We start from the raw sequence: 21,072 nt of genomic DNA, 5'->3' as shown, positions 1-21,072 counted from the left end.
AGTTTTATCTCTATTGACCCTGATCTGATAGTTCAGTCTTTAATCAAAGCGATCGCTAATTTTTCCATTTACAGCAGAGATAGCCACTGTTCTTGGTGAGGCTAAATAATTTTTGCCCGTTGGATCGCCACTGCGTCCTTTAAAATTGCGATTGGTTGCATAAATTCCTGTTTCTTCTTTTGCCAAAACCCCAAGCCCAGAATTTATACAAGCCCCACAACCTGTCTTGAGAATCTGCGCCCCTGCTTGTTCAAAAATGTCGAGATAGCCCAACTCTTGAGCTTGTTCTCGGATTTCAACGGTTGCCGGTACAATAAACAAGTTTACACCGTCTGCCAGTTGGCGACCGTTCAAAACTTCGGCTGCTTGAGCTAGATCGTAGAGTTTACCCCCAGTACAAGAGCCAATAAAAGCTTTGGTAATCGGAATGTCTTCTAACTGACTAATGGCAACTACTTGATCCGGTTTTGGGGGACGTGCAACTTGCGGTTCTAAATCACTGAGGTCAAATTGATAAACCTTTTCGTACTCAGCATCAGCATCGCCAATAACCTCTACAAATTCTTCTGAAACTCGGTTTTTTAGATAATCACGGGTTACTTCGTCAGGAACAATCAAACCACATATTGCACCACACTCCACAGCCATATTGGCTAGAGTTAACCGTTCATCAAATGGCAGTTGTGCGAGGATTGAGCCTCTAAACTCCATTACCTTACTGGTTGCACCAGCACAGCCGATTTTTCCCAGGATAAATAAGATAATATCTTTGGCACTGATTTTAGCAGGCAAGGTTCCAGACAACTCAAATACTAGAGTTGGAGGAACACGAATCCACATATCTCCTGTGGCATAAATATTAGCCATATCGGTGGTTCCTACACCCGTGGAAAAGGCTCCTAATGCCCCGTATGTGCAGGTATGGGAATCTGTACCGGCAATTACCATTCCTGGCCGGACAAACCCTTTTTCTGGGAGTAAAACATGACAGATGCCTGCTGCTTCGCCTGGGGAAACCACATCAAACAGGTGGCATCCTTGGACTTTGGCAAACTCAATCATCTGTTCATACATGATATGAGCTTTGTCATCAGCACGGATGTCGTTGACTTGGATAAAGTGATCGGCTACCAAAACCACCCGTTGGGAGTCCCATAACTTTGCCTCTTCTCCATAATGCTTATAAAATGTCTTGGCTACGGGGCCAGCAACAGCATCATGGGATAAGGCTAAATCGACTTGAGCAAAAACCACCTCTCCTGGCTGAACGTAGGAGTTTCCAGAGGCTTTAGCTAAGAGTTTTTCTACTAAAGTCATGGGGCGTAGCGGTGTCAGGCTACGAGGAATGGTGATCTGTCCCTGACGACGCAGCTGATTAAAAGACATTAACCCACCTGCTGCTGCGATCGCATCAACTACAGGATTCTCCTGTTTTTCCCCTAGAATTTCTAGGGAAAGTCCAATATTGATGCTATTACGATAAAAAATTTCGGCGAACGATCGCGCCCGAATCTTTTTAATTCCCGCAGCTTGCAGGGCAATGGGGGCAACTTCTCGACTGGAACCACACCCGAAATTTTCTCCTGCTTCAATCACATCGTATTTCAGCAGTTCACCTTCGCCAATAACATGTTCTAAAGCATAGTTTTTTAAGCGATCGGGGTGATCATTGGTCGCCCGATTAGCAGGAATAATATCATCGGTATTGATATCATCTCCAAGGTGCAAAACATTATTTGTGTGACTCATGAAGTACTCCTAATTGAGAATGTTGCACCACTGAAAGTTCTTCAAGCAAAAGGCCAACTAAGGTTGCAGTGTTAACTAAAATTTCCTCCCCTTGGGTAAACAAATCAGCTGTTCGGTATCCCTTAGCTAAAATTCGGTCTTGCGCTGCAATAATCCGTTGAGCAGCCTGCACTTCCCCCCATTGCTGAAGCATTAAAATACAGGCTTCCAAGGTTCCGAGGGGATTAGCAATTCCTAAACCTGCAATGTCTGGGGCTGTACCATGAATGGCCTCGTACAAACCAAATCCATTACCGTTAAGACTCGCCGATCCTAATAAGCCAATGGAGCCAACTAATGCACCGCCAATATCGCTGAGAATATCTCCAAACAGATTCGCCGCCAAAATTACATCAAACTGTTGGGGATTCAGAACCATTTGCATGGCTAAGTTATCTACCAGCATAGGTTCGACAACAACGCCGGGAAACTGTGTAGCTTCTTCTTGAACTAGACGAGTCCAAGGCAAATGAGGTAAGGCGTTTTCTTTGTGGGCTACGGTGAGTAATCCTCGCCGACATTGCGACTGTTCTAAAGCCTTGCGAGCAATCCGACGAATTTCTTCATCGTAATAGCGCATTGTATGGTATCCATAATTTCCTTGTTCGTCTGAGGAGCGTCCAGACGGGCCAAAATAGATTCCACTGACCAGTTCTCGAACAATGAGAATATCAAGTTCTTGAATTTTCTCTGGTCGAAGGCTAGATTTATGCAGAAGACTTTTAACGCTACGGATTGGGCGAAGATTGCAAAAAAAGTCAAAATGCTTTCGGAGTTCTAGCAGTCCACCTTTAGTAACTGCACCAAATACAATCCCATCGGCTCCATCGCACAATTCGGCGGTGGCTTGAGGGAAGTAACTACCAAATTCCTCAAAGGCAGTTGTACCAAGCCAGCCATAGTCTACCTGCAAGGTAAATCCTTCAATTTTAGCGACGTGTTGCAGAATTTTTAAGGAAGCTTCCACAACTTCTGGCCCAATCCCTTCCCCAGGAATAGCGACGATCCGATAAGATGGTTTACTTAAAAACCCCATTTAGCTATAACTCCAATACCTGGTTGTTTTACATACTTATTCCTAAAACCTCAGATTTAGGTTGTTAAAATACTACACAACTCATCGATTTCTTGACTTTTTTCTTGAATCAGTGTGTTACCTAAAAGTTGTAACTGCCGCACATTTTCTGGCTTGGCATTATCTATCGCTTCGAGTTCACTTTTTAAAAATGTTTGGAATCGATAATAAGAGTTTTTATTGCCTTTATTCTTAGCCTCAAACAACCGTTCTAATTCTCCAGCTACTACTTCGCTCCCACCGTCAAGCACAATATTTAACAGTGGTTTTGCCCATTGCAATAGTCCCCATTTTTTAACTTCGTCATAAGGGTAGACACTCGTCAATGAACCAGTACCCAAGGATACTAATAAGATATCCTCTGTATTCAGGACTTGTTTGTTTTCTTGTTTGCTAATTTGTGCTTCTAAAATAGCCAAATTAGCTGGGTTATTAGCGACTACTCCGCCATCGACTAAAGTATAAAAGCCGTTGGTATTATGAGAACTGGCAACGCGATGGGGAGCAAAATAAGTCGGAGTTGCACTAGTTGCCAATGCCGCATCTGTAAGCGTAAAACCTCCGCATAACTTGCGAAACTTTTTCGATTCTGTCTGTTGTTTTTCTAGTTTGTTAGTAAAGAATATCGGGATTCGCTGCTCGATATCGTAGCTAGTTACGAAAACTTCTTTGAGATTATTTTCTAGAGGAGTATCACCAAAATATTGCCTGATAATTTCTTCTCTGCCTTCAGAAGAATATTTTGGTTGGACGAATATATCCTCTAACTGACCGAGTACTTGTTCCCAGAATGGTTCGTAAAATATCTCAGCCCCATACTCAAGATATATTTGCAGCAGATCCTCAGCACTATATTGAGCGGTGGGCGAAGTATCAGTTGCTTCTAAATCTAATAAATCTAATCGGGGTTTAGTTAATCCGAGTGCCAGAATTCCTCCGCTGGAAGTGCCAGAAATTAAATCGAACAAACTAAAAATCGGCTTTTGTGTCCGCTTTTCAATTTCTGCTAATATCAGTGCTGGGATAATGCCCCGAATACCGCCACCATCAATAGCAAGGATTTTATATTTGGGATTGGCTTTTGTATTCATAGTTTTTTGCGATCGCTCCTGAGTTGATGTTTGCGGTTGTTCCTGCTGTTGGATATCGGCTGGAACTTCACTTTCCTTAGCTGTTTCGGCTTTCTCCCCCTTTGGCTGGGGAGTTTGAATATTGGCAGATTTCTCGCTTTGCTTCTTTGTCCCTTTTTTTTCTTTGGAATTTACAGTCGTTGTCTGGGCTGGAATGCCAGTTTCTACAATTGGGGGAACCTCAACGGACTTTTGCTGCAAGTCGGCTTGGGCGATCGCAGTTACTTCAACGGAGACAACCTCTGCAATCAACTGGCTTTCTTCCTCTAGCACCACAGTTTCCGCAGGTTTTTCTTCCTCAGAACTACTGGCTGTCTGTTCTTCGTTGGATGATTGTGTAATTCCAAATGGAAGTTGTGCTAAATCCCAACTGGGATTGCCACGCAATTTTCCATCATGACCATTTTCAGTCTGGTCTTTTATAGTTGCCCCTTGTCCTTCGTTTAATGTCCAGTAAGCTACTAATCCTTGTTCATTTCCGACTAGAGGCTGATAGCGATGCCCTTGGATTTCCACTGGGGGGCAAGGGTAATTCCAGACGCTAAGGTTAGCTAATTGACCTGTGAAATATATGTTGTTGTGTAAAGTTGCACCCAGAGTCAGAGAACTAGTTGCTTTGTTTAAAGAGTCACCTGTAAAATAGCCAAAATACTCATGATCATCAAGATATATGGTCAGTTGACCTTTATTAAAAACAATGGCAAAGAAGTGCCATTGTCCGATAGTTAATTCTCCATTACCAAAAGTTTTGATAACCTTTGCAACGTTCTCATCAATGTATATATCTAGGTTTCCTGATTCACTGATGCCAAACTCAAAATTATCACTATATCGATCTGAAGAACGGGCAAAAAAAACATTGCGCGTCCCGTATGTAGTGGCTTTATCTGTTAGCTGATGAGGATTCACCCATCCTGAAATCGTAAAGGCTGAACTTCCTTGAGCAAAAACACCACCTAAATCGTTTTTGCCAAAATCTATGTAATCATCTTGACCATCAAATGTCAGGACTGATTGGCTATATACCTGGTTTTTCACGAGATTTTAATCTCCAAAATAAGATAATTTATAATACTCGCCAAGGCGTAAATAGCTAGCTATCTAATGAATGCGATAGATAAATATAGTAAATTAGAATGTATTTATTAAAGTCAAAAATTATTTTTTTTCATTATCTTCATTAAGTAAGCTAGCTTTTTAAAACCAATATTGCTTAACTATACTTTCAAATAATGTCAGCTTTATCAATAAAATGCAATAGCAGATAAAACAATCCGAGTGGACAGTTAAGACAGTTAAGCAAATAATTAAGTCGATAGTTAAGACAGTTAATACATTTGAATGGACAGTTAAGACAGTTAAGACATTTAAGTGGACAGTTAAGACAGTTAAGCAAATAGTTAAAATATTTAAAATAATTAAAACAGTTAATAAAAAATAATTACCAAGTGTAACTTCTTTATATGTAGAGAGCCGCACAATTAGTAATCTGTTTAGTATGAGTGATTATTAGCACATGGAGCGGCATACAATACTGAAGTAACCAAACTGCCTAGGTATTATTTCATAGCTCCATTCGATAGCACAAACAATACCGCAGTCAGTGCATTAGCAGTGAAAACGTTGATATTCCACTATCTCAATTGCCTTGGTAACAAATTTGTGATATCTGACGTGTTACACGATGGCGCTTGAAAGGGTAGAAGCCTCTATCTATAGTGCCTTCCAGACAGTCTAGTGTCCAAAACTGTTCCTAACTGTTTGTGATTGCACCGTAACTATCAAACCCTTGTGAGTTTTTTAATTGCTTGTCGAGTACCTGTTGTACCTAAGTTGGTATTGTTCTAGGTCTTTCTAGCGATCGCTTTTTCTCTTACAACTCTTCCATTGCTTGATCGCAATATGGTCGTAACCATGTTTGAACCGTTACCCGATTGCGATCAAGCATTTGTCCACAGAATTTGACTTTTCCCGTTAAGCCTTGAAAAGCTTGCTCACAAAAGATTTAGGATCAAGTACAGCATATACGGTAGGGTAATTGAAATTGGGTGCTAAAGGTGACAAATCATCTTGGTCTGGTGGGGAGAAAAATTTTGCAACCTGTGAATTAGGCAATATTCGTTAATAGGCATCTTTCAGGAAAATAAATACTGTTTAATTTCAGTTTTTTGACGACGTAGAACAGTGATTGCTTGCTGTTGGATTTGGCGAACTCGTTCTCGACTCACATTCAACTTCTCTCCAATCTGAGCCAAAGTTAGTTCTTGATCATTCTCCAATCCAAAGCGCAAAACTAATACTTCACGCTGAGTTGGTTTAAGTGATGCTAACAAATTATTCATGTCTTGGCGCAGAAGTTCTTTGGTGATATGTTCGTTTGGAGATATGCCCTCATCTGGTAAAAGTTCATTGAGTTCTGTGTCTTGGTTATCTCCGACTTTTACATCTAGAGAAATTGGCTGACGAGAGTTGCTGAGAAAATCCCTAATCTGGCTTGGTTGTAAGTCTAAACTTTCAGCAATTTCTACAACATTGGCTGGACGACCCAGTGTCTGAAATAGTTCTCGCTGTACTTTCTTAATTTTGTTGAGTTGTTCGGTGATATGAATTGGCAAGCGTACAGTACGGGATTTCTCTGCGATCGCTCGTGTGATTGACTGCGTAATCCACCAGTATACGTAGGTGGAAAGCTTATAGCCGCGATTGGGGTCAAATTTCTCCACACCCCTTTGTAAACCTATGGCCCCTTCTTGCAGCAAATCCAAGAATTCGAGATTGCGCTTCTGATACTTTTTGGCAATCGAAACCACCAGACGCAGGTTTGCTGTTACCATTTTCTGTTTGGCTCGTTGACCAAGCTTTTGTATTTGAGCTATTTCGGTTTCACTTTTGTCAATATCAACAGCTAATTCGACCATTGTTGGCTCTCGATCTAGTTGTTGGGTGAGTTCATTTTTTCTTTGCTCAATTGCCATGATTTGCTGTACCTGCCTGCCATAAGCAATTTCTTGGTCTGCGGTTAGCATTGGGTAACGACCAATCTCTTGCAAATAGATACGAACCATGTCTGAACTCAGGCTGGACATACAACTTAACTTTTTTTGATAATTAGACGAATTTAAAAGTATAAATCAAATAATCGAATCAATTTTTTTGATTTAAATGGATGGGATAATGCGAATTGCCCGGATCTCACCACAAGGTAAGCTTCCGGACGGTGGTTCAGAACAAGCTGTAGCTTTTCAGTTACGCTTTTTCCTTTCTACGAAGCTTTGGTGGATGAGGTTCATCCTTAAGGGCAAAATCTAGCCCACCGATGACAAATCTCTCTCGTGTCCGTTCCACTGTTGAAACATGGACTCGAACAGTGCCCACGTAGGCGTAACCTAACCTAGGCATAGCTTGATCTATCTTAATGGAGTAAATAATCAAATCTTCTTTGCATAAATCTATTACATTGATACTAACCTGATAATAGTTCCGTTTATTTATCTATTACATTGATACTAACCTGAAAATACTTCCCTTTTTTTTCCATTCATATCATATAAGTTACATTTTTTCAAAAAAAAAATTAAATGCGTTTCCCATGAAAGTTGTGCCAACTTGGCATGACGTATGCAACTAAAATTTGGTATAGATTTTATAGTTCAATATAGTAATAACAATAGCTACGTTTACTTATATACAAAGTAGTTATTACTAGTTTTAAGTTTTAGGTTACACAAATTTGAACTCTTCTCAATTATCGATGTCGTGTTATTAGGTATACATTTTTAGATATGATATTCACCTTTGCATGAAGATAATGTTGTCAATAACTTGCAAAACAAATAATCAATCAAAACTACTGTGTGGTGCTCGATACCAGAAGTGATTAGTTTAAATATCCGATTTTTCAGGACATAACTTGTCTAGAATTACCAAGGTAAACTCTAACAATTAAACAATTGCTTAAGACAACTCAAGCATAAATACAAACTAGTGCAAATATCCGAGTTGCGCCATGCATCCAGCTAAGTCCCGTAGCTAGGAGCAAATCCTCTCTGTCCCTTCAAATCATTGGAATATCTGTTGCATTAAGGTTGTACATATCTTGAACTAAATTGTTTGCATGGGTATTTCTTTGATTATTAACTATGTCCATTGATAGACAAAGAAACTGTAATATAGTGATAAAAATTAGAAGCTAAGAATTGATTTAGAAATTAAATTATTTTTCATTTATAAATTAATAAATGACCAAGAAATTTACCGCTTTGAATTCTTTGGATTAGAAAGGATTATTCAATAGTACGTTCCAGGCATACAAACATCGTTTTTAAGTTGGTTGACGAGATTAAATATTCTCTAAAGGAATATTTAGGCATAAAAAAGATGATTCTGTAGCTTGCTTAGGAGGTCTTTGAAGATATGAAACTCTTACTTAGAATCTTTCAAAAATTTATTCACAATTTATTGAAAAAGCTGCTTGAGCTAAAAAATACGCACTTGTTAGTTTTTGATATCATTATTTTTTCAATTACTCCTTTATTAACGCTGATTATCCGTTTAGACGGTTCTCTCGCTCTTCAAGCACACATATCACAACTAGGAATTGCAACTCTACTATTTTTAGTAGTTAAACTAATTGTATTTTGGAGTTTCGGTTTTTATAGGCGCTACTGGCGCTATGCCAGTGTTGAGGAACTGACATATATAGCTATGTTGATGGTAGCTGCCATAGTCATCCAAAACATGGCATTTAATGTTCTTTATCACATATTGCCTTTTGTAATAGATACACTACCGGGATCGCTGCCATTAATTGATGGATTATTGTCGTGTATTTTCATAGGAATGCTACGTTTCAGTTTTCGAGTTGTGGAAAGATTTATCCAACGTCAAGGAGTATTTAATCCACGGGAACGGGTATTGATTATTGGCGCTGGTAGTGCCGGAGTTTCCCTTGTGCAAGACATGCAAAGCAACCCCAAACTAGGCTTTCATGCTGTTGCCTTCATTGACGACGATCCACGGAAATTAAATGTACAAATTCGTGGTATCCCAGTAGTAGGCGATCGCTACCAAATTCCTGATACTTTAAAATCTCTCCAAATCCACAAAATTATCATTGCTATGCCTACGGTTGCTGGTCATGTCATTCGAGAAATCGTAGATATTTGCAAAGCAACTGGAACACAAACTAGTACTTTACCTGGAATATACGAAATCCTCAATGATCGTGTGCGGGTAGATAGCATTCGAGATATCAGAATTGAGGATTTGCTCAGGCGAGAACCCATACAAACTGATATTGAGCAAGTGCATAAATTTATCAAAGGTAAGATAGTACTGATTACAGGTGCAGGAGGATCAATTGGTAGTGAACTTTGCCGTCAAATTCTCAAGTGTCATCCTGCGGAAATAATACTTATGGGACACGGGGAGAATTCTGTATTTAATATCCAACAAGAATTAGAACAACTGATCCAAATACTCAAAAATGATCGTAAAGCACAGCGATACAGCCCTCGTATTTGTACCTTCATTGGCGATATTCGTTATAGCGATCGCCTAAAACAAGCTTTTGAACAATTTCAACCTAATGTGATTTTTCATGCGGCTGCTCATAAGCACGTCCCTTTGATGGAATTAAATTCACCAGAAGCAATCACTAACAATGTGCTTGGAACAAAAAACTTATTGGACATGGCGCTGCAATACAATGTTCAAAATTTTGTGATGATTTCCACAGATAAAGCTGTTAATCCCACTAATGTCATAGGTGCTAGTAAGAGAGTTGCTGAAATGTTAGTGCTGCAAGCTGCAAGAGAAAGCGGTAAACCCTATGTTGTTGTACGTTTTGGTAATGTTTTGGGTAGTCGCGGTAGTGTAGTTCCCACTTTCAAAAAACAAATTGCTTCAGGTGGGCCAGTAACCGTTACCCATCCCGATATCTGTCGTTATTTCATGACCATCCCGGAAGCAGTGCAACTTGTTTTACAGGCTGCGGTATTGAATCGTGGTGGTCAAGTATTGATGCTAAATATGGGCGAACCCGTGAAAATTGTTGACTTGGCGAAGGAATTAATTCGTCTTTCTGGTTATGAAATCAATAAAGACATAGATATTGTATTTACAGGATTACGCCCTGGAGAAAAACTGTTTGAAGAGCTATTTATTGAGGGGGAAAATTATGAAAATACCGAGCATGAAAAATTATTTCTTGTCAAAAATGCAAGCCAAATCATTCCCACTAATTTGCATAATACTGTAGAAGCCTTGTTAAGAGCGGCATCAAAAAATGATACTGATTTACTTATGCTATTACTCTTGCAAGTGGTGCCAGGTTACAAACATAAATCTTTGGAAAGTCCCATCAAATATGCCAACATGTCAACTGCACAATTAACTGTGATGTCTAAGTTAAAAACAAAAGGGGCATAATTTTAGAATTACTGTGCCTGCTATTCATTAACTTAAACTGGATAAACACATGAATAGAATTCATGAGCCTAATCACAATAAAATGCAGAAATCAAATCGGCGGGATTTACTAGAAAGAAAATACTTTTCTTTATTAAGTAAATGGATGGCCTATGTAGATGGTTGTCAAATAATTTTTGTGTTTGGTATGGAGCACCAAAAGCAAATTCAAATCATGACTAAAGCCAATGCAACAAAATAAGCCCATAGCCCTACGTCATAATTTTTATTGGACTTTTGTTGGTAATTTAGTTTATTCAGGTTGCCAATGGGGAATGTTAGTGGTTTTGGCTAAACTTGGTAGTCCAGCAATGGTGGGGCAGTTTACCTTGGGACTGGCAGTAACAGCACCGATAGTGATGTTAACCAACCTACAACTACGAAATATCCAATCAACAGATGCTAGAAATCATTATCTTTTCAGCGACTACTTGGGTTTAAGACTGATGATGACAGGGTTAGCATTGCCCACAATTGTAGGAATTACTTTGGCTACAGGATATCGAGGTGAGACAGCGCTAGTCATAATCCTGATTGGCTTAGGTAAGGCAATAGAATCAATCAGTGATGTTTTTTATGGGCTACTCCAGCAACACGAACAAATGGATCGCATGGCCTTATCCGTAATGATGAAAGGTCTTCTATCCTTGCTAATGCTTAGTATGGGCATTTACATATCAGGTAGTGTTCTGTGGGGAGTAGTGGGATTAGTAATTGCCTGGGCTTTTGTTCTCTTTATTTGGGATATCCCTAGTTGTCAATGGCTAATTAATAAATGTACATCAGAGGGTGAAATAGCAGATTCCCTGAAAGGAATGACATTAAGACCTCGTTGGCAGTTAAAAACAGTCAGAAATTTAATATGGCTGGCTTTACCTCTAGGTCTAGTGATGATGTTGATTTCCTTGAATGCTAATATTCCCCGTTATTTTCTGGAGAAATATTTGGGCACAAGAGAACTGGGCGTATTTGCTGCCCTTGCCTACCTGATAGTGGCAGGAAACATGGTAGTCAGTGCATTAGGCGGTGCGGCTCGTCCTAGGCTGGCAAAATACTACGCTGCGGGGAATGTTACCAAATACCAAAAACTTCTTCTCCAGTTGGTAGGGATTGGCTGCCTGTTGGGTTTGGCGAGCATCTTAGTGGCTTATGTTGCTGGTCAGGAAATCCTGAGCATTGTCTACCAACCAGAGTATGCCAAATATGCAGACATTTTGATCTGGCTCATGGTTACTGCTGGGATTGGATATATATCCTCCTTTCTAGGAGAGGGAATGACAGCTGCTAGATACTTCCGCGTTCAAATCCCTTTATTTGTGATAGTCACTAGTATCTGTGCGATCGCTTCTTTTTGGTTGATCCCTACAAATGGACTAGTAGGAGCAGCGATCGTAATGATGATAGCGGAAATAGTTCGCATAATTTTAACCTTGGGAGTAATTTTTCATGCTTTACAAATTTTCCGCAGACATAAGCAAAGCATATAAGCAGGATCAAGAAATGGTTCAACCTTCAGTGCGAATCCTTCATGTCGTTGGTGAGATGAATCGAGGTGGAATTGAAACTTGGCTGATGCATATTTTACGGCACATAGATCGCGATCGCTTCCAGATGGACTTCTTAGTTCACACAACCCAACCCTGCGCTTACGATCAAGAAATTTGCGCCCTTGGTAGCAAAGTAATTTCCTGTCCTCATCCATCACGACCCTGGTTATACGCTCATAATTTCAAGCGTATATTACGTGATTATGGCCCCTATGACATTGTTCACAGTCATGTTCATCACTTTAGTGGGTATGTCCTTCGTCTAGCACAACAAGCTGGTGTATCTGTTCGCATTGCCCATAGCCACCTTGATACCTCCTCAATTCAGGCTAAAGCAGGATGGAAAAAGCGGTTTTATATAGATTTAATGAAACGGTGGATTGCCCGCTACGCAACAACAGGACTCGCAGCTAGTAGCATTGCAGCCGCAGACTTATTCGGTCTTGCTTGGCAAACTGATCCACGTTGGCGAACTCTTTACTGTGGAGTTGACTTAAAACCATTCCAGGCTCTTGTTGATCCAGTTACTGTGCGTACTGAACTTGGTATACCGATAGATGCCCTCGTAATTGGTCATATTGGCAGATTTGAGCAACAAAAAAATCATCAATTTCTTTTAGAGATTTTCGCAGAGATTGCCAAGCGAGAACCAAAAATGCACCTTTTATTAGTAGGCGATGGCTCTCTAAGACCAGAAATTGAGCGAAAAGTTATTCAGATAGGTTTAGCAAACCGTGTCATTTTCACAGGCGTTCGTACTGATGTACCTCGACTCATGCTAGGCGCTATGGATTTATTTCTCTTTCCATCCCTTTATGAAGGATTGGGACTAGTGTTAATTGAGGCACAAGCGGCAGGAGTACCATGTGTTTTATCGGATATTGTCCCGAAGGAAGCAGATTTGATTAAGCCTTTGATGCATCGAATTTCTCTATCGCAACCATCTGTTAACTGGGCTGAAGTAATTCTTGCTGCCAGACAGGCAAAGTTAAAAATTATGCATACGGAAGCCTTCAGTTTGGTTGAGCAAAGCCAATTTAACATTCAAAAAAATGGTCGAGAATTAGAGAATTTTTATTTAAAGCTGCCTCAAAAATATGGTTATCTGATATAACTTTTTCAATTTTATCGTGTTAACAAATACAAGAAAAATATGTTAAAAAAAATCAAAAAAGCAAACCAGAATTACATAAATTATCCCCAAGGGGAAAAGAATTCTGATATTTTCCAGTGGCAGATCAAAAAAACTAGGTGGTTATTTTTTGCTTTATGTTTTTACTTAATATCCCAAGGCTTTACAATTCCCATATTACCAATTGGCCCTTGGGCAACTTGGCCAAACTTCTCCGATTTGGGCGTACTGTTAATAGTATTAACATTTTTACTAAATATTAATCAGAAAAATCTCCTTGCTTCAAGCAGTAATCAGCAGCTAATTAAGATTTTAATTGTAATTTTGGTGTTGAGTATTTGGTCACATCTTGGGTATCTTAGTAATTTAGTAGATGGTGATGCATTTGGAATAAAATTAGGTATTTATCAAATATATCGTCTAGTGCAATTTGTGTGTATATTTTGGGCAACATCCAAGATTCCTTTAACAACAGAAAGAATTAAGCTTTTAAAGCAAATTACTACCTTTATTTTGATATTTGTTTGTTTGTCAATTTTACTTACCTTTTCTGGGATTTTTCCTATGGGGCTTTTGATTGCACATTTACCTCAAAGTCTCGATGGGTCTGGCCCGTGGTATTACTATGTATTGGCAGAAAAGGCAGGAGGAAAAGGTTGGGGAACTATAGGTTATAACCATGCTTATGTAGCAGTTCAGGTAGTCATGTTAGTAACTTTAAGAATACATTTAGCGCAAGGTAAACAAGTAATATTGAACTTTTGTTTACTATTATTATCACTAATATGCTGTTTTTTCAGTGAATCACGTGCTGGTTTTTTTACAATTTTAATATTTGCAACAATATATATGCTGAAAAAACCAGCTTATACTGGCATTTTAATTACGATAACAGCAGTAATATTTATAAGTTTTGGTTTTGTTCTTAGTTCACCAAATATAAGTTTGGTGGGTTTGAACGCTACTGAAAGCTCAGTTTTGGAACGCCAATCAACAATATTAGATGCTAGCAATGCAGATAACTTAAGCGGAAGAGACGAAATTTGGCAAGAACGCCTTAACTTTTTGAGCAAAGAGCCTATGTTATCGATAACTGGAATAGGCTTTGGAGCAGCATGGGATTATTGGGGATCGGGAGAGAGCGCTCATATGTTACCTCTCCATGTAATTATAGAAAATGGCATTTTAGGTTTATTCATATTTTGTTTTTTGTTTTATAAAATACTCTACTTATTATACAAATATGAAATTGCAGAAAAAGCAATTTTTTGGTCGACAATTGGGCTGTTACTTTCTTCGTCAACGCAAGAAACATTTTATCCAGTTCCTGCTTTTGGTCACTTTCTAGGATTGTATCTGTGTTCTGTAGCCATCGCTCTGCGTAATTCTGAAACTAACAAATTGAAAAATATGAAAATTATATAGTATTCAGAAATTACTTATAACATTTACATTCTTTACAGTTAGCAATTTATCTCTGATTAATTGCATCCATCTCTAAAGCATATATAAATTAGAACTTTTTAATATTTCAAAAAGAGCAAGCATGAAGATAAGCTGGAAAAATATAATAGTAATCGCATTATTTTTAAGCATATTGATTACACTTACTTACAAGCTAGCTAATTATATGGACAATAGGTTTTTAGCTGAAGTTATTGCAGATAATAGTAGACCAGAAATAGCATCAAATAGCTTGATAAACACAAGGAGCAATATTTCTCATATTTATACACGAAGCGATGCTACACTAATGGTTAATGATCAACCATTTTTTCCATTAGGCTTCTATCATGATTGGTATTCTGCTAATAAGATAAAGCGCTTAACCGATTTAGAAAATATTGCTGCCGCTGGATTCAATGTTATTCATGCTGACATCACTGACGATTATGATGATGAACTAATAGTTCTGGATGAAGCCGAACGGTTGCAACTTTATGTTCTCCCACATTATGTTCATCCAAAGATTAATAATCAAAAATTTTTAGATATTGTTAATAAATATAAGCACAAACCTGCACTGTTAGGATGGTATCTTGCAGATGATGTAGATGCTCCGTCCAATGCTTATACTCCTCAAAAAATACAAAAATTGCACAATAAAATCAAGGCATTGGATACAAATCATATTACATATATTAGTGGTTTTTCTGATAGGATTATAGATTTTATTGGCTCTGTGGATGTCGTTGGTTTTCAATCTTATCCGATATCTAACAATCCCAATGATAAAAAACCATTACGTCGCAATTATTACAATATGTTGAATGCCACTAAAAATGAAGATGGTACGCCACACAATCGTTCCATTATTGCAAATCTACAAACTTTTAGTTGGGAAAATTCACGTCCTCCTACCTTTAAAGAAATATACAACATGACTTATGGAGCAATAGTCACTGGTGTCAAAGGCATTATTTATTACTCTTTTTTTATTGGAGAAAATTCATGGGACTTATCGCAAAATACTGATTTATGGAATGGAATGAAGTCGTTAGTACCCGAAATCAAACAACTCAGTCCAGTATTCCTAGAAGGAAAATTAACTCAGCTTGATACCAAAGTTGATGATTTGTACGTAGGAGAGTGGGTATACGGAAACTTAGTTTATGTTGTGGTACTCAATACTTCTCCAAAAGAAAGTATAAATGCTTCCATTATGATTCCTACTAAAGCAAGAGGTTTGGCACAACCAGTATTCCCAGGACGACCATCAGGGATGGTTTTTGAAGATGGAAAGCTGAGTGGGTTGATTCAAGCAGGAGATGTCCATATCTACCAATTATCAAAGGAGTAACTGATGAGTCTTCTCGTTGAGAAACGACAAATGCAGTCAACTGTTATCCTACACATTGCACCTATTACTCACAATCAGATTTCAGGATTAGCATTTGCTATACCTCCATCTATTAATAGCCTTCTAAATCTAGGTATACAAACTGGGCTTTTAACTACTTCTACACACGGGTATTACGAAAAGCCTGAACTCTATCCAGTTAATTCTATCCGGCATCTGCCGCGTTACCCTGCGATCGCATCAATGCCTCAACCTTTGAATAAGCCGGATCTGATTGTTTTCCATAGTACCTATATCTGGGAGCATACTCTACTGGCCTATGAGGCTGTGAAAAGAAAAATCCCTTATGTAATTACGCCTCACGGTGGGATGACGCAGGGAGCACAACAGCAGAAGTATCTGAAGAAAAAGGTAGGTAACCTTTTATTTTTTAATTGGATGGTACAAAATGCAGCAGCGCTACACTGTTTAACCGATGAAGAAGCATTTGATGTCAGAAAAATCTGGAATCGTCCAGTATTTGTAGTTGGTAATGGAGTAGATTTACCACCCCATAAATTATTAGCTAAACCTGGTAGCAAAACTGAATTAAAATTTGTCTTTTTGGGCCGCCTCGACATCCACCATAAAGGATTAGACCGATTGTTAGAAGCTTGTGCAATGATTCAAGAACAATTGAGAGTATCTAAAGTTCAAATATTCTTATATGGTTCTGATATTGGGGGAAGTAAGATCAAACTTCAGGAGATGAGCAAGAATTATCAAATTCAGGATCTTATCCACCTGAAAGATCCAGTTTGGCAGGAGAAAAAACAAGAAGTTTTCCGCAGTACAGATTTGTTTATACACACCTCCCGCTTTGAAGGACATCCAATTGCAGTTTTGGAGGCTCTTTCTTATGGCTTACCTTGCCTCCTTACGCCTGGGACAAATATGGCAAAAGAGGTGGAGGCCGCTGGTGCTGGATGGAAGGTTGAACCAAACCCAGCAGCTATTGCTGAAGGTATTTCTAGCGTTCTAGCTGCCCGATCAGAAATTTCAGTCCGTGGACAGACCGCAAGAAATTTAGTTGAGAAAAAATACTCTTGGTCACACATTAGTATGCAGTTACTAAAAGAGTATAAAAGTATCATCAACGAAAACATTTAATGAGAAATAAGTGTTGAGATGCTGCTCAATAGAATTTTGGATAAATTCTTGAAAAACCCAAAAAATTACCTTTAGGAGATAAAAATGCATATTGTCATTGTTAATCCATTTGATTCACTACCTTGGGAAAGTAAGCGACGCCATCGATACACTATGCTAGTTGATGAACTCATTATTAGAGGACATAGATTAAGTTGGATTGTTGCTGATTTTGATCACAGTACTAAACAATATAGGAGCCAAATAACAACTGATGACAGACAATGTTTAAAAGTAATTTTTGTTCATGTGCCCCCTTATTATAAAAACGTTTCTCTGCAACGTATTATTAGCCATCGTATCTATGCCAGTGGAGTTTCTCAGGCTTTAAAATCTCTGCACGCATCAGAACCAGTTGATGTAGTTATAGCAAGTATTCCTCCTATTGAATCATCTCGTGTTGCTATGGAATTCTGTGCCGCAACCCATGCTGTAGGAATAGTGGATATGCAAGATGCTTGGCCAAAGGCAATTACATCTGTATTCCCTCACTCAATCAGGAATTTTTTAAGCGATACTCTACTTCATTCTTTAAAACAAAATCTGAAAATGGCAGCTGATATTGCCGAGGGACTAGTCGCAGTTTCTCCAGAATATTTAGATTATCTACTTGACTTTAGAAAGTGCCAGGGTCAGGCGGGTTCTCTAGTATTGCCTTTAGGGTTTGACAGTAATTTTATACAAATATCAGAGGTGAAACCAAAGAACTTTGAAATGCCTTTAACTGTCTCATATATCGGGAACTTTAGTCATTTTTATGACTTGGAAACCGTGATTAAAGCAGCAGAAATTTGTGCTGACCAGCCAATTAAGTTTACTCTGATTGGAGATGGGACTACCTACGATAAAGTTAAGCAGCTAGCCGAGACTCTAGGTGTAAAAAATGTTAACTTTAAAGGGCGTTTAAACTTTGAAGTTGCTCTACCTATTTTGCGGCATTCTGATGTAGGTTTGGTTCCATTTACATCAGATTGGCCATCTAATTTTCCAAATAAAGTTTTCGATTATCTTTCTCTGGGTATTCCAGTTATTTCTTCAATCAAAGGTAATTTCCAGAAAATATTAAAAGAATATAAGTTTGGCTTGCAGTATGAGGCAGGAAATCCCAAATCATTAGCAGATGCATTACTGCAATCGAATACAAACCGCAAGTTATTACATGAAATGGGAACTGTAGGTTTGGAATATGCCAAGAATAATATGGATGGAAATACAATCTACCAGCAATATGCAAATTTTGTAGAAAATTTAGCAACCCCATATTCTGTGGTAGGTAAAGCAGGTTAAAAAATCTTTGACTAAACTTAATTGATTCTTAAATCAATTGAGTTTAGAATAATTAGGATAAGATCGTGCCAGCCAATTAAATTGGCTATAACTAAGAATAGTGCCAAACTGGCAACACTTATTTTCTAATTTCAGTTATATTAATTGTAATTGTTAACAACTAAAAACTACTAATACCAATTCAGCTTTTGGTTTAAGTTGCTTAAAAAATCAAACCCACTTACTTAATTAGTAATGGTAATCGCCGCAAATAAAATAAAGCAATTTATATCTTACTTTCTATTCATTAAAATGATTAGTCAAGATTAGTAATTGCAACGAAAACTATTCCGGCAATTTTGAACTTATAAAAAGCAACCAGCATGGCAAACGCATCTAAAATACAAGAATCCCTTAATAGCAAGGGTTTGGAAGTTTCATAGTTTAGGCTGTTTTTTCATCAATATCCTTATCCAGCGAGTGTTTCATTTTTTACTTGTGTTTGCCCTGAAACAACCAGTGTGTATATCTGCATATACTTGCTTTTCACTTCATCCTGTATAGCATATCTTCTTTCCTATTTATTTCGATTCTTGGAGCGAAGGGTGTATTTATGAATACTATAAATTTCCCAGTCCATCGTCGTTTAACAAAGAATAGTAGACTCATCAAGTCTGTATTAGATAAAGTCACAGCAGCGATCGCATTAATTGTTCTTTCTCCTGTGCTATTGAGCGTTGCGATCGCTATTTATCTTCGTATGGGTCGCCCAATTCTCTTTACGCAACAACGTCCCGGTAAAGATACTCGCCTTTTCACCTGCTATAAATTCCGCACAATGACAAACGCGCGTGGGACTAATGGTGAGTTATTACCTGATGCTGAAAGGCTCACAAATTTAGGCAAGTTTTTGCGCAAAACTAGCCTCGATGAACTTCCACAGCTTTGGAATGTGTTTACAGGAGATATGTCTTTTGTAGGGCCTCGCCCCTTACTAGTTCACTATTTACCATACTATTCGGCACGAGAGCGTCAGCGCCATTCAGTTCTTCCCGGAATCACTGGATTAGCCCAAATTAATGGACGCAATAGATTGCTGTGGGAAGACCGGCTGGAACTTGATGTCCAGTATGTTGAGAAGCAGTCCTTAGCATTAGATATTTACATCTTGTTCATGACTGTTTGGAAAGTAATTGTTCGTAGCGATATTGATATTGATACAAATCTAGAAGGTGATTTTGCTAAGTGCCGTCAACAGCAGTTAGGACAGCCTATAGATTTGGAGCTAAAGCACTAAAACAATCAGAAAATAAGGACTGTATGATCACTACAAGTGCACGCAAAGCTTTGTTTTGGGGACTAGATTATATGCAGGGTGCACCCATCTACACCCACCTTTGCAATATTCAACAGGTGACAGCAGATGTATCTCTTCTAGGTGAACATCAAGCCCAGCAGCTAAAATCACTCTTAACCCATGCAGTTCAGACAACAGATTTTTATAAAAACTATGATGCTTCTGGTCAGCTTGAAGACTTTCCCGTAGTCGATAAGAATATTATTAGGGAATCATTTGAACGGTTTGAGTCAACAGTCTTCAAGGGCAAAAAACTGAAGGTAATGGAGACTAGTGGTTCGACAGGAACTCCTTTTCGAGTCGTTCAGAATTCAAGTAAGCGTCAACGAGTTTTGGCAGAACTGATCTACTTTAATTCTCTTGTTGGTTATAGTATTGGCATCCGACACGCCTTTTTCCGAACCATAGAGTTTAACTCCAGAAAAAGCTCGGTCAAACTCTTCATGCAAAACGAAGTTGAATTCGATGTTCGCATCCAAGATGTTACCTCTTTCGAGCAACAACGCTTAACACTTCTCAAAGACAAGCGCGTTGAGATACTCATTGGATACTCCTCCGTTATTTATGACCTTGCTCGTCATATAATCTCCCAAGGAAATAGCCCTGAAGATTTTGGAGTGAAGGGAGTTCTGTGTCTTGCAGAACCACTTTACCCAAATATGCGGGATACCATCCGCAAGGCTTTAGATTGTCAGATTTTATCAAGGTACTCCAACCAAGAATGTGGTGTACTTGCTTACGAATGCCCTACCTGTGGTCGATTCCATCTAAACACTGCTAACTATTTCTTTGAAATCCTCGCTTTGGATCGTGATGAACCAATATCTCCAGGTACACCAGGACGTATTGTCGTTACCGATCTTTATAACTATGCGCTGCCGATGATCCGCTATGACACTGGTGACATAGGCTCGATAGTTCCCAATGACTGCTCTAAATTTGCCACTCCTATTCTTAATTCCTTGGAAGGCCGTCGCCTTGATTCGGTGTATGACACTGCGGGACGACGGCTTGTTTCCTTTATTTTTGATGACATGTTTGAGGCATTGAGTAGGTTAGGTATGTTGAAGCAGTTTCAGTTTATTCAGGAGGATAAAACTCACTACCGCCTCCGTCTTTGCGTTAACGAAACATTCTCAGAAGAAGAATCTGTTATTGAGAAACTAAAGCAGATATTAGGAGGTGATGCTCAAATTGAGATTGATTACGTTGACGAAATTCCAGTTTTGAATTCTGGCAAGCGAAAATACATCGTTAGCTTATATGATCCCTCAAAAGAGGTATTGACCTCATCTAATACCTAAGTTTTACAGAAATACCA

15 protein-coding genes are annotated in these 21,072 nt (G+C 38.7%); 10 read left to right on the top strand and 5 right to left on the bottom strand.

Annotated features, from left to right (window positions below; translation table 11 throughout):
- Nucleotides 1-39 precede the first annotated feature (39 nt).
- From ACEYW6_RS17465 to ACEYW6_RS17445, 5 genes are all read right to left on the bottom strand, one after another.
- Nucleotides 40-1,749 carry an aconitase/3-isopropylmalate dehydratase large subunit family protein gene (locus ACEYW6_RS17465; RefSeq protein WP_412980704.1) on the bottom strand — a complete coding sequence of 570 codons (1,710 nt, stop codon included), beginning with the start codon at nt 1,747-1,749 and terminating at the stop codon, nt 40-42.
- A complete protein-coding gene (locus tag ACEYW6_RS17460; RefSeq protein WP_412980703.1) occupies nt 1,733-2,824 on the bottom strand; it encodes an isocitrate/isopropylmalate dehydrogenase family protein in 1,092 nt (363 codons plus the stop codon). Before ACEYW6_RS17460 ends, ACEYW6_RS17465 begins: the two co-directional genes overlap by 17 nt.
- A 56-nt stretch (nt 2,825-2,880) precedes the next feature.
- Nucleotides 2,881-5,031: a patatin-like phospholipase family protein gene (locus ACEYW6_RS17455; protein ID WP_412980702.1), complete on the bottom strand. Its 2,151-nt coding sequence runs from the start codon at nt 5,029-5,031 to the stop codon at nt 2,881-2,883.
- 1,097 nt (nt 5,032-6,128) lie between these two features.
- A complete protein-coding gene (locus ACEYW6_RS17450) occupies nt 6,129-7,079 on the bottom strand; it encodes an RpoD/SigA family RNA polymerase sigma factor (protein ID WP_412980701.1) in 951 nt (316 codons plus the stop codon).
- A gap of 160 nt (nt 7,080-7,239) precedes the next feature.
- Complete coding sequence (locus ACEYW6_RS17445) at nt 7,240-7,392, bottom strand: hypothetical protein (protein WP_412980700.1); 153 nt, start codon at nt 7,390-7,392, stop codon at nt 7,240-7,242.
- A gap of 1,014 nt (nt 7,393-8,406) precedes the next feature.
- Between ACEYW6_RS17445 and ACEYW6_RS17440 the strand changes: the two genes are divergently transcribed.
- From ACEYW6_RS17440 to ACEYW6_RS17395, 10 genes are all read left to right on the top strand, one after another.
- The gene (locus tag ACEYW6_RS17440; protein ID WP_412980699.1) at nt 8,407-10,422 is read left to right on the top strand and encodes a polysaccharide biosynthesis protein; all 2,016 of its coding nucleotides are present in this window, start codon (nt 8,407-8,409) and stop codon (nt 10,420-10,422) included.
- A gap of 49 nt (nt 10,423-10,471) precedes the next feature.
- Nucleotides 10,472-10,663, top strand: a complete 192-nt coding sequence (locus ACEYW6_RS17435) for a hypothetical protein (RefSeq protein WP_412980698.1) — start codon at nt 10,472-10,474, stop codon at nt 10,661-10,663.
- Nucleotides 10,650-11,948, top strand: coding sequence for a lipopolysaccharide biosynthesis protein (locus ACEYW6_RS17430; RefSeq protein ID WP_412980697.1), 1,299 nt, complete (start codon nt 10,650-10,652; stop codon nt 11,946-11,948). Before ACEYW6_RS17435 ends, ACEYW6_RS17430 begins: the two co-directional genes overlap by 14 nt.
- A gap of 13 nt (nt 11,949-11,961) precedes the next feature.
- Nucleotides 11,962-13,122 (top strand): glycosyltransferase family 1 protein, encoded by a 1,161-nt coding sequence (locus tag ACEYW6_RS17425; RefSeq protein WP_412980696.1) that lies wholly within the window; start codon nt 11,962-11,964, stop codon nt 13,120-13,122.
- 39 nt (nt 13,123-13,161) lie between these two features.
- Nucleotides 13,162-14,565 carry an O-antigen ligase family protein gene (locus tag ACEYW6_RS17420; RefSeq protein WP_412980695.1) on the top strand — a complete coding sequence of 468 codons (1,404 nt, stop codon included), beginning with the start codon at nt 13,162-13,164 and terminating at the stop codon, nt 14,563-14,565.
- 121 nt (nt 14,566-14,686) lie between these two features.
- Entirely contained in the window at nt 14,687-15,940 is a 1,254-nt protein-coding gene (locus ACEYW6_RS17415) for a hypothetical protein (protein ID WP_412980694.1), read from the top strand.
- Between the two features lie 3 nt (nt 15,941-15,943).
- Entirely contained in the window at nt 15,944-17,089 is a 1,146-nt protein-coding gene (locus ACEYW6_RS17410) for a glycosyltransferase (RefSeq protein ID WP_412980693.1), read from the top strand.
- 84 nt (nt 17,090-17,173) lie between these two features.
- Nucleotides 17,174-18,415 carry a glycosyltransferase family 4 protein gene (locus ACEYW6_RS17405; RefSeq protein WP_412980692.1) on the top strand — a complete coding sequence of 414 codons (1,242 nt, stop codon included), beginning with the start codon at nt 17,174-17,176 and terminating at the stop codon, nt 18,413-18,415.
- A gap of 592 nt (nt 18,416-19,007) precedes the next feature.
- Nucleotides 19,008-19,691 carry a sugar transferase gene (locus tag ACEYW6_RS17400; protein ID WP_412980691.1) on the top strand — a complete coding sequence of 228 codons (684 nt, stop codon included), beginning with the start codon at nt 19,008-19,010 and terminating at the stop codon, nt 19,689-19,691.
- 23 nt (nt 19,692-19,714) lie between these two features.
- A complete protein-coding gene (locus ACEYW6_RS17395; RefSeq protein WP_412980690.1) occupies nt 19,715-21,055 on the top strand; it encodes a phenylacetate--CoA ligase family protein in 1,341 nt (446 codons plus the stop codon).
- Nucleotides 21,056-21,072 lie beyond the last annotated feature (17 nt).

It is taken from the genome of Nostoc sp. UIC 10607 (assembly GCF_047228265.1).
Classification (GTDB): Bacteria; Cyanobacteriota; Cyanobacteriia; order Cyanobacteriales; family Nostocaceae; genus Nostoc; species Nostoc foliaceum_A.
The sequence above is the reverse complement of the archived record's forward strand: the minus strand, read 5'-3'. Positions and strand labels throughout refer to the sequence as shown.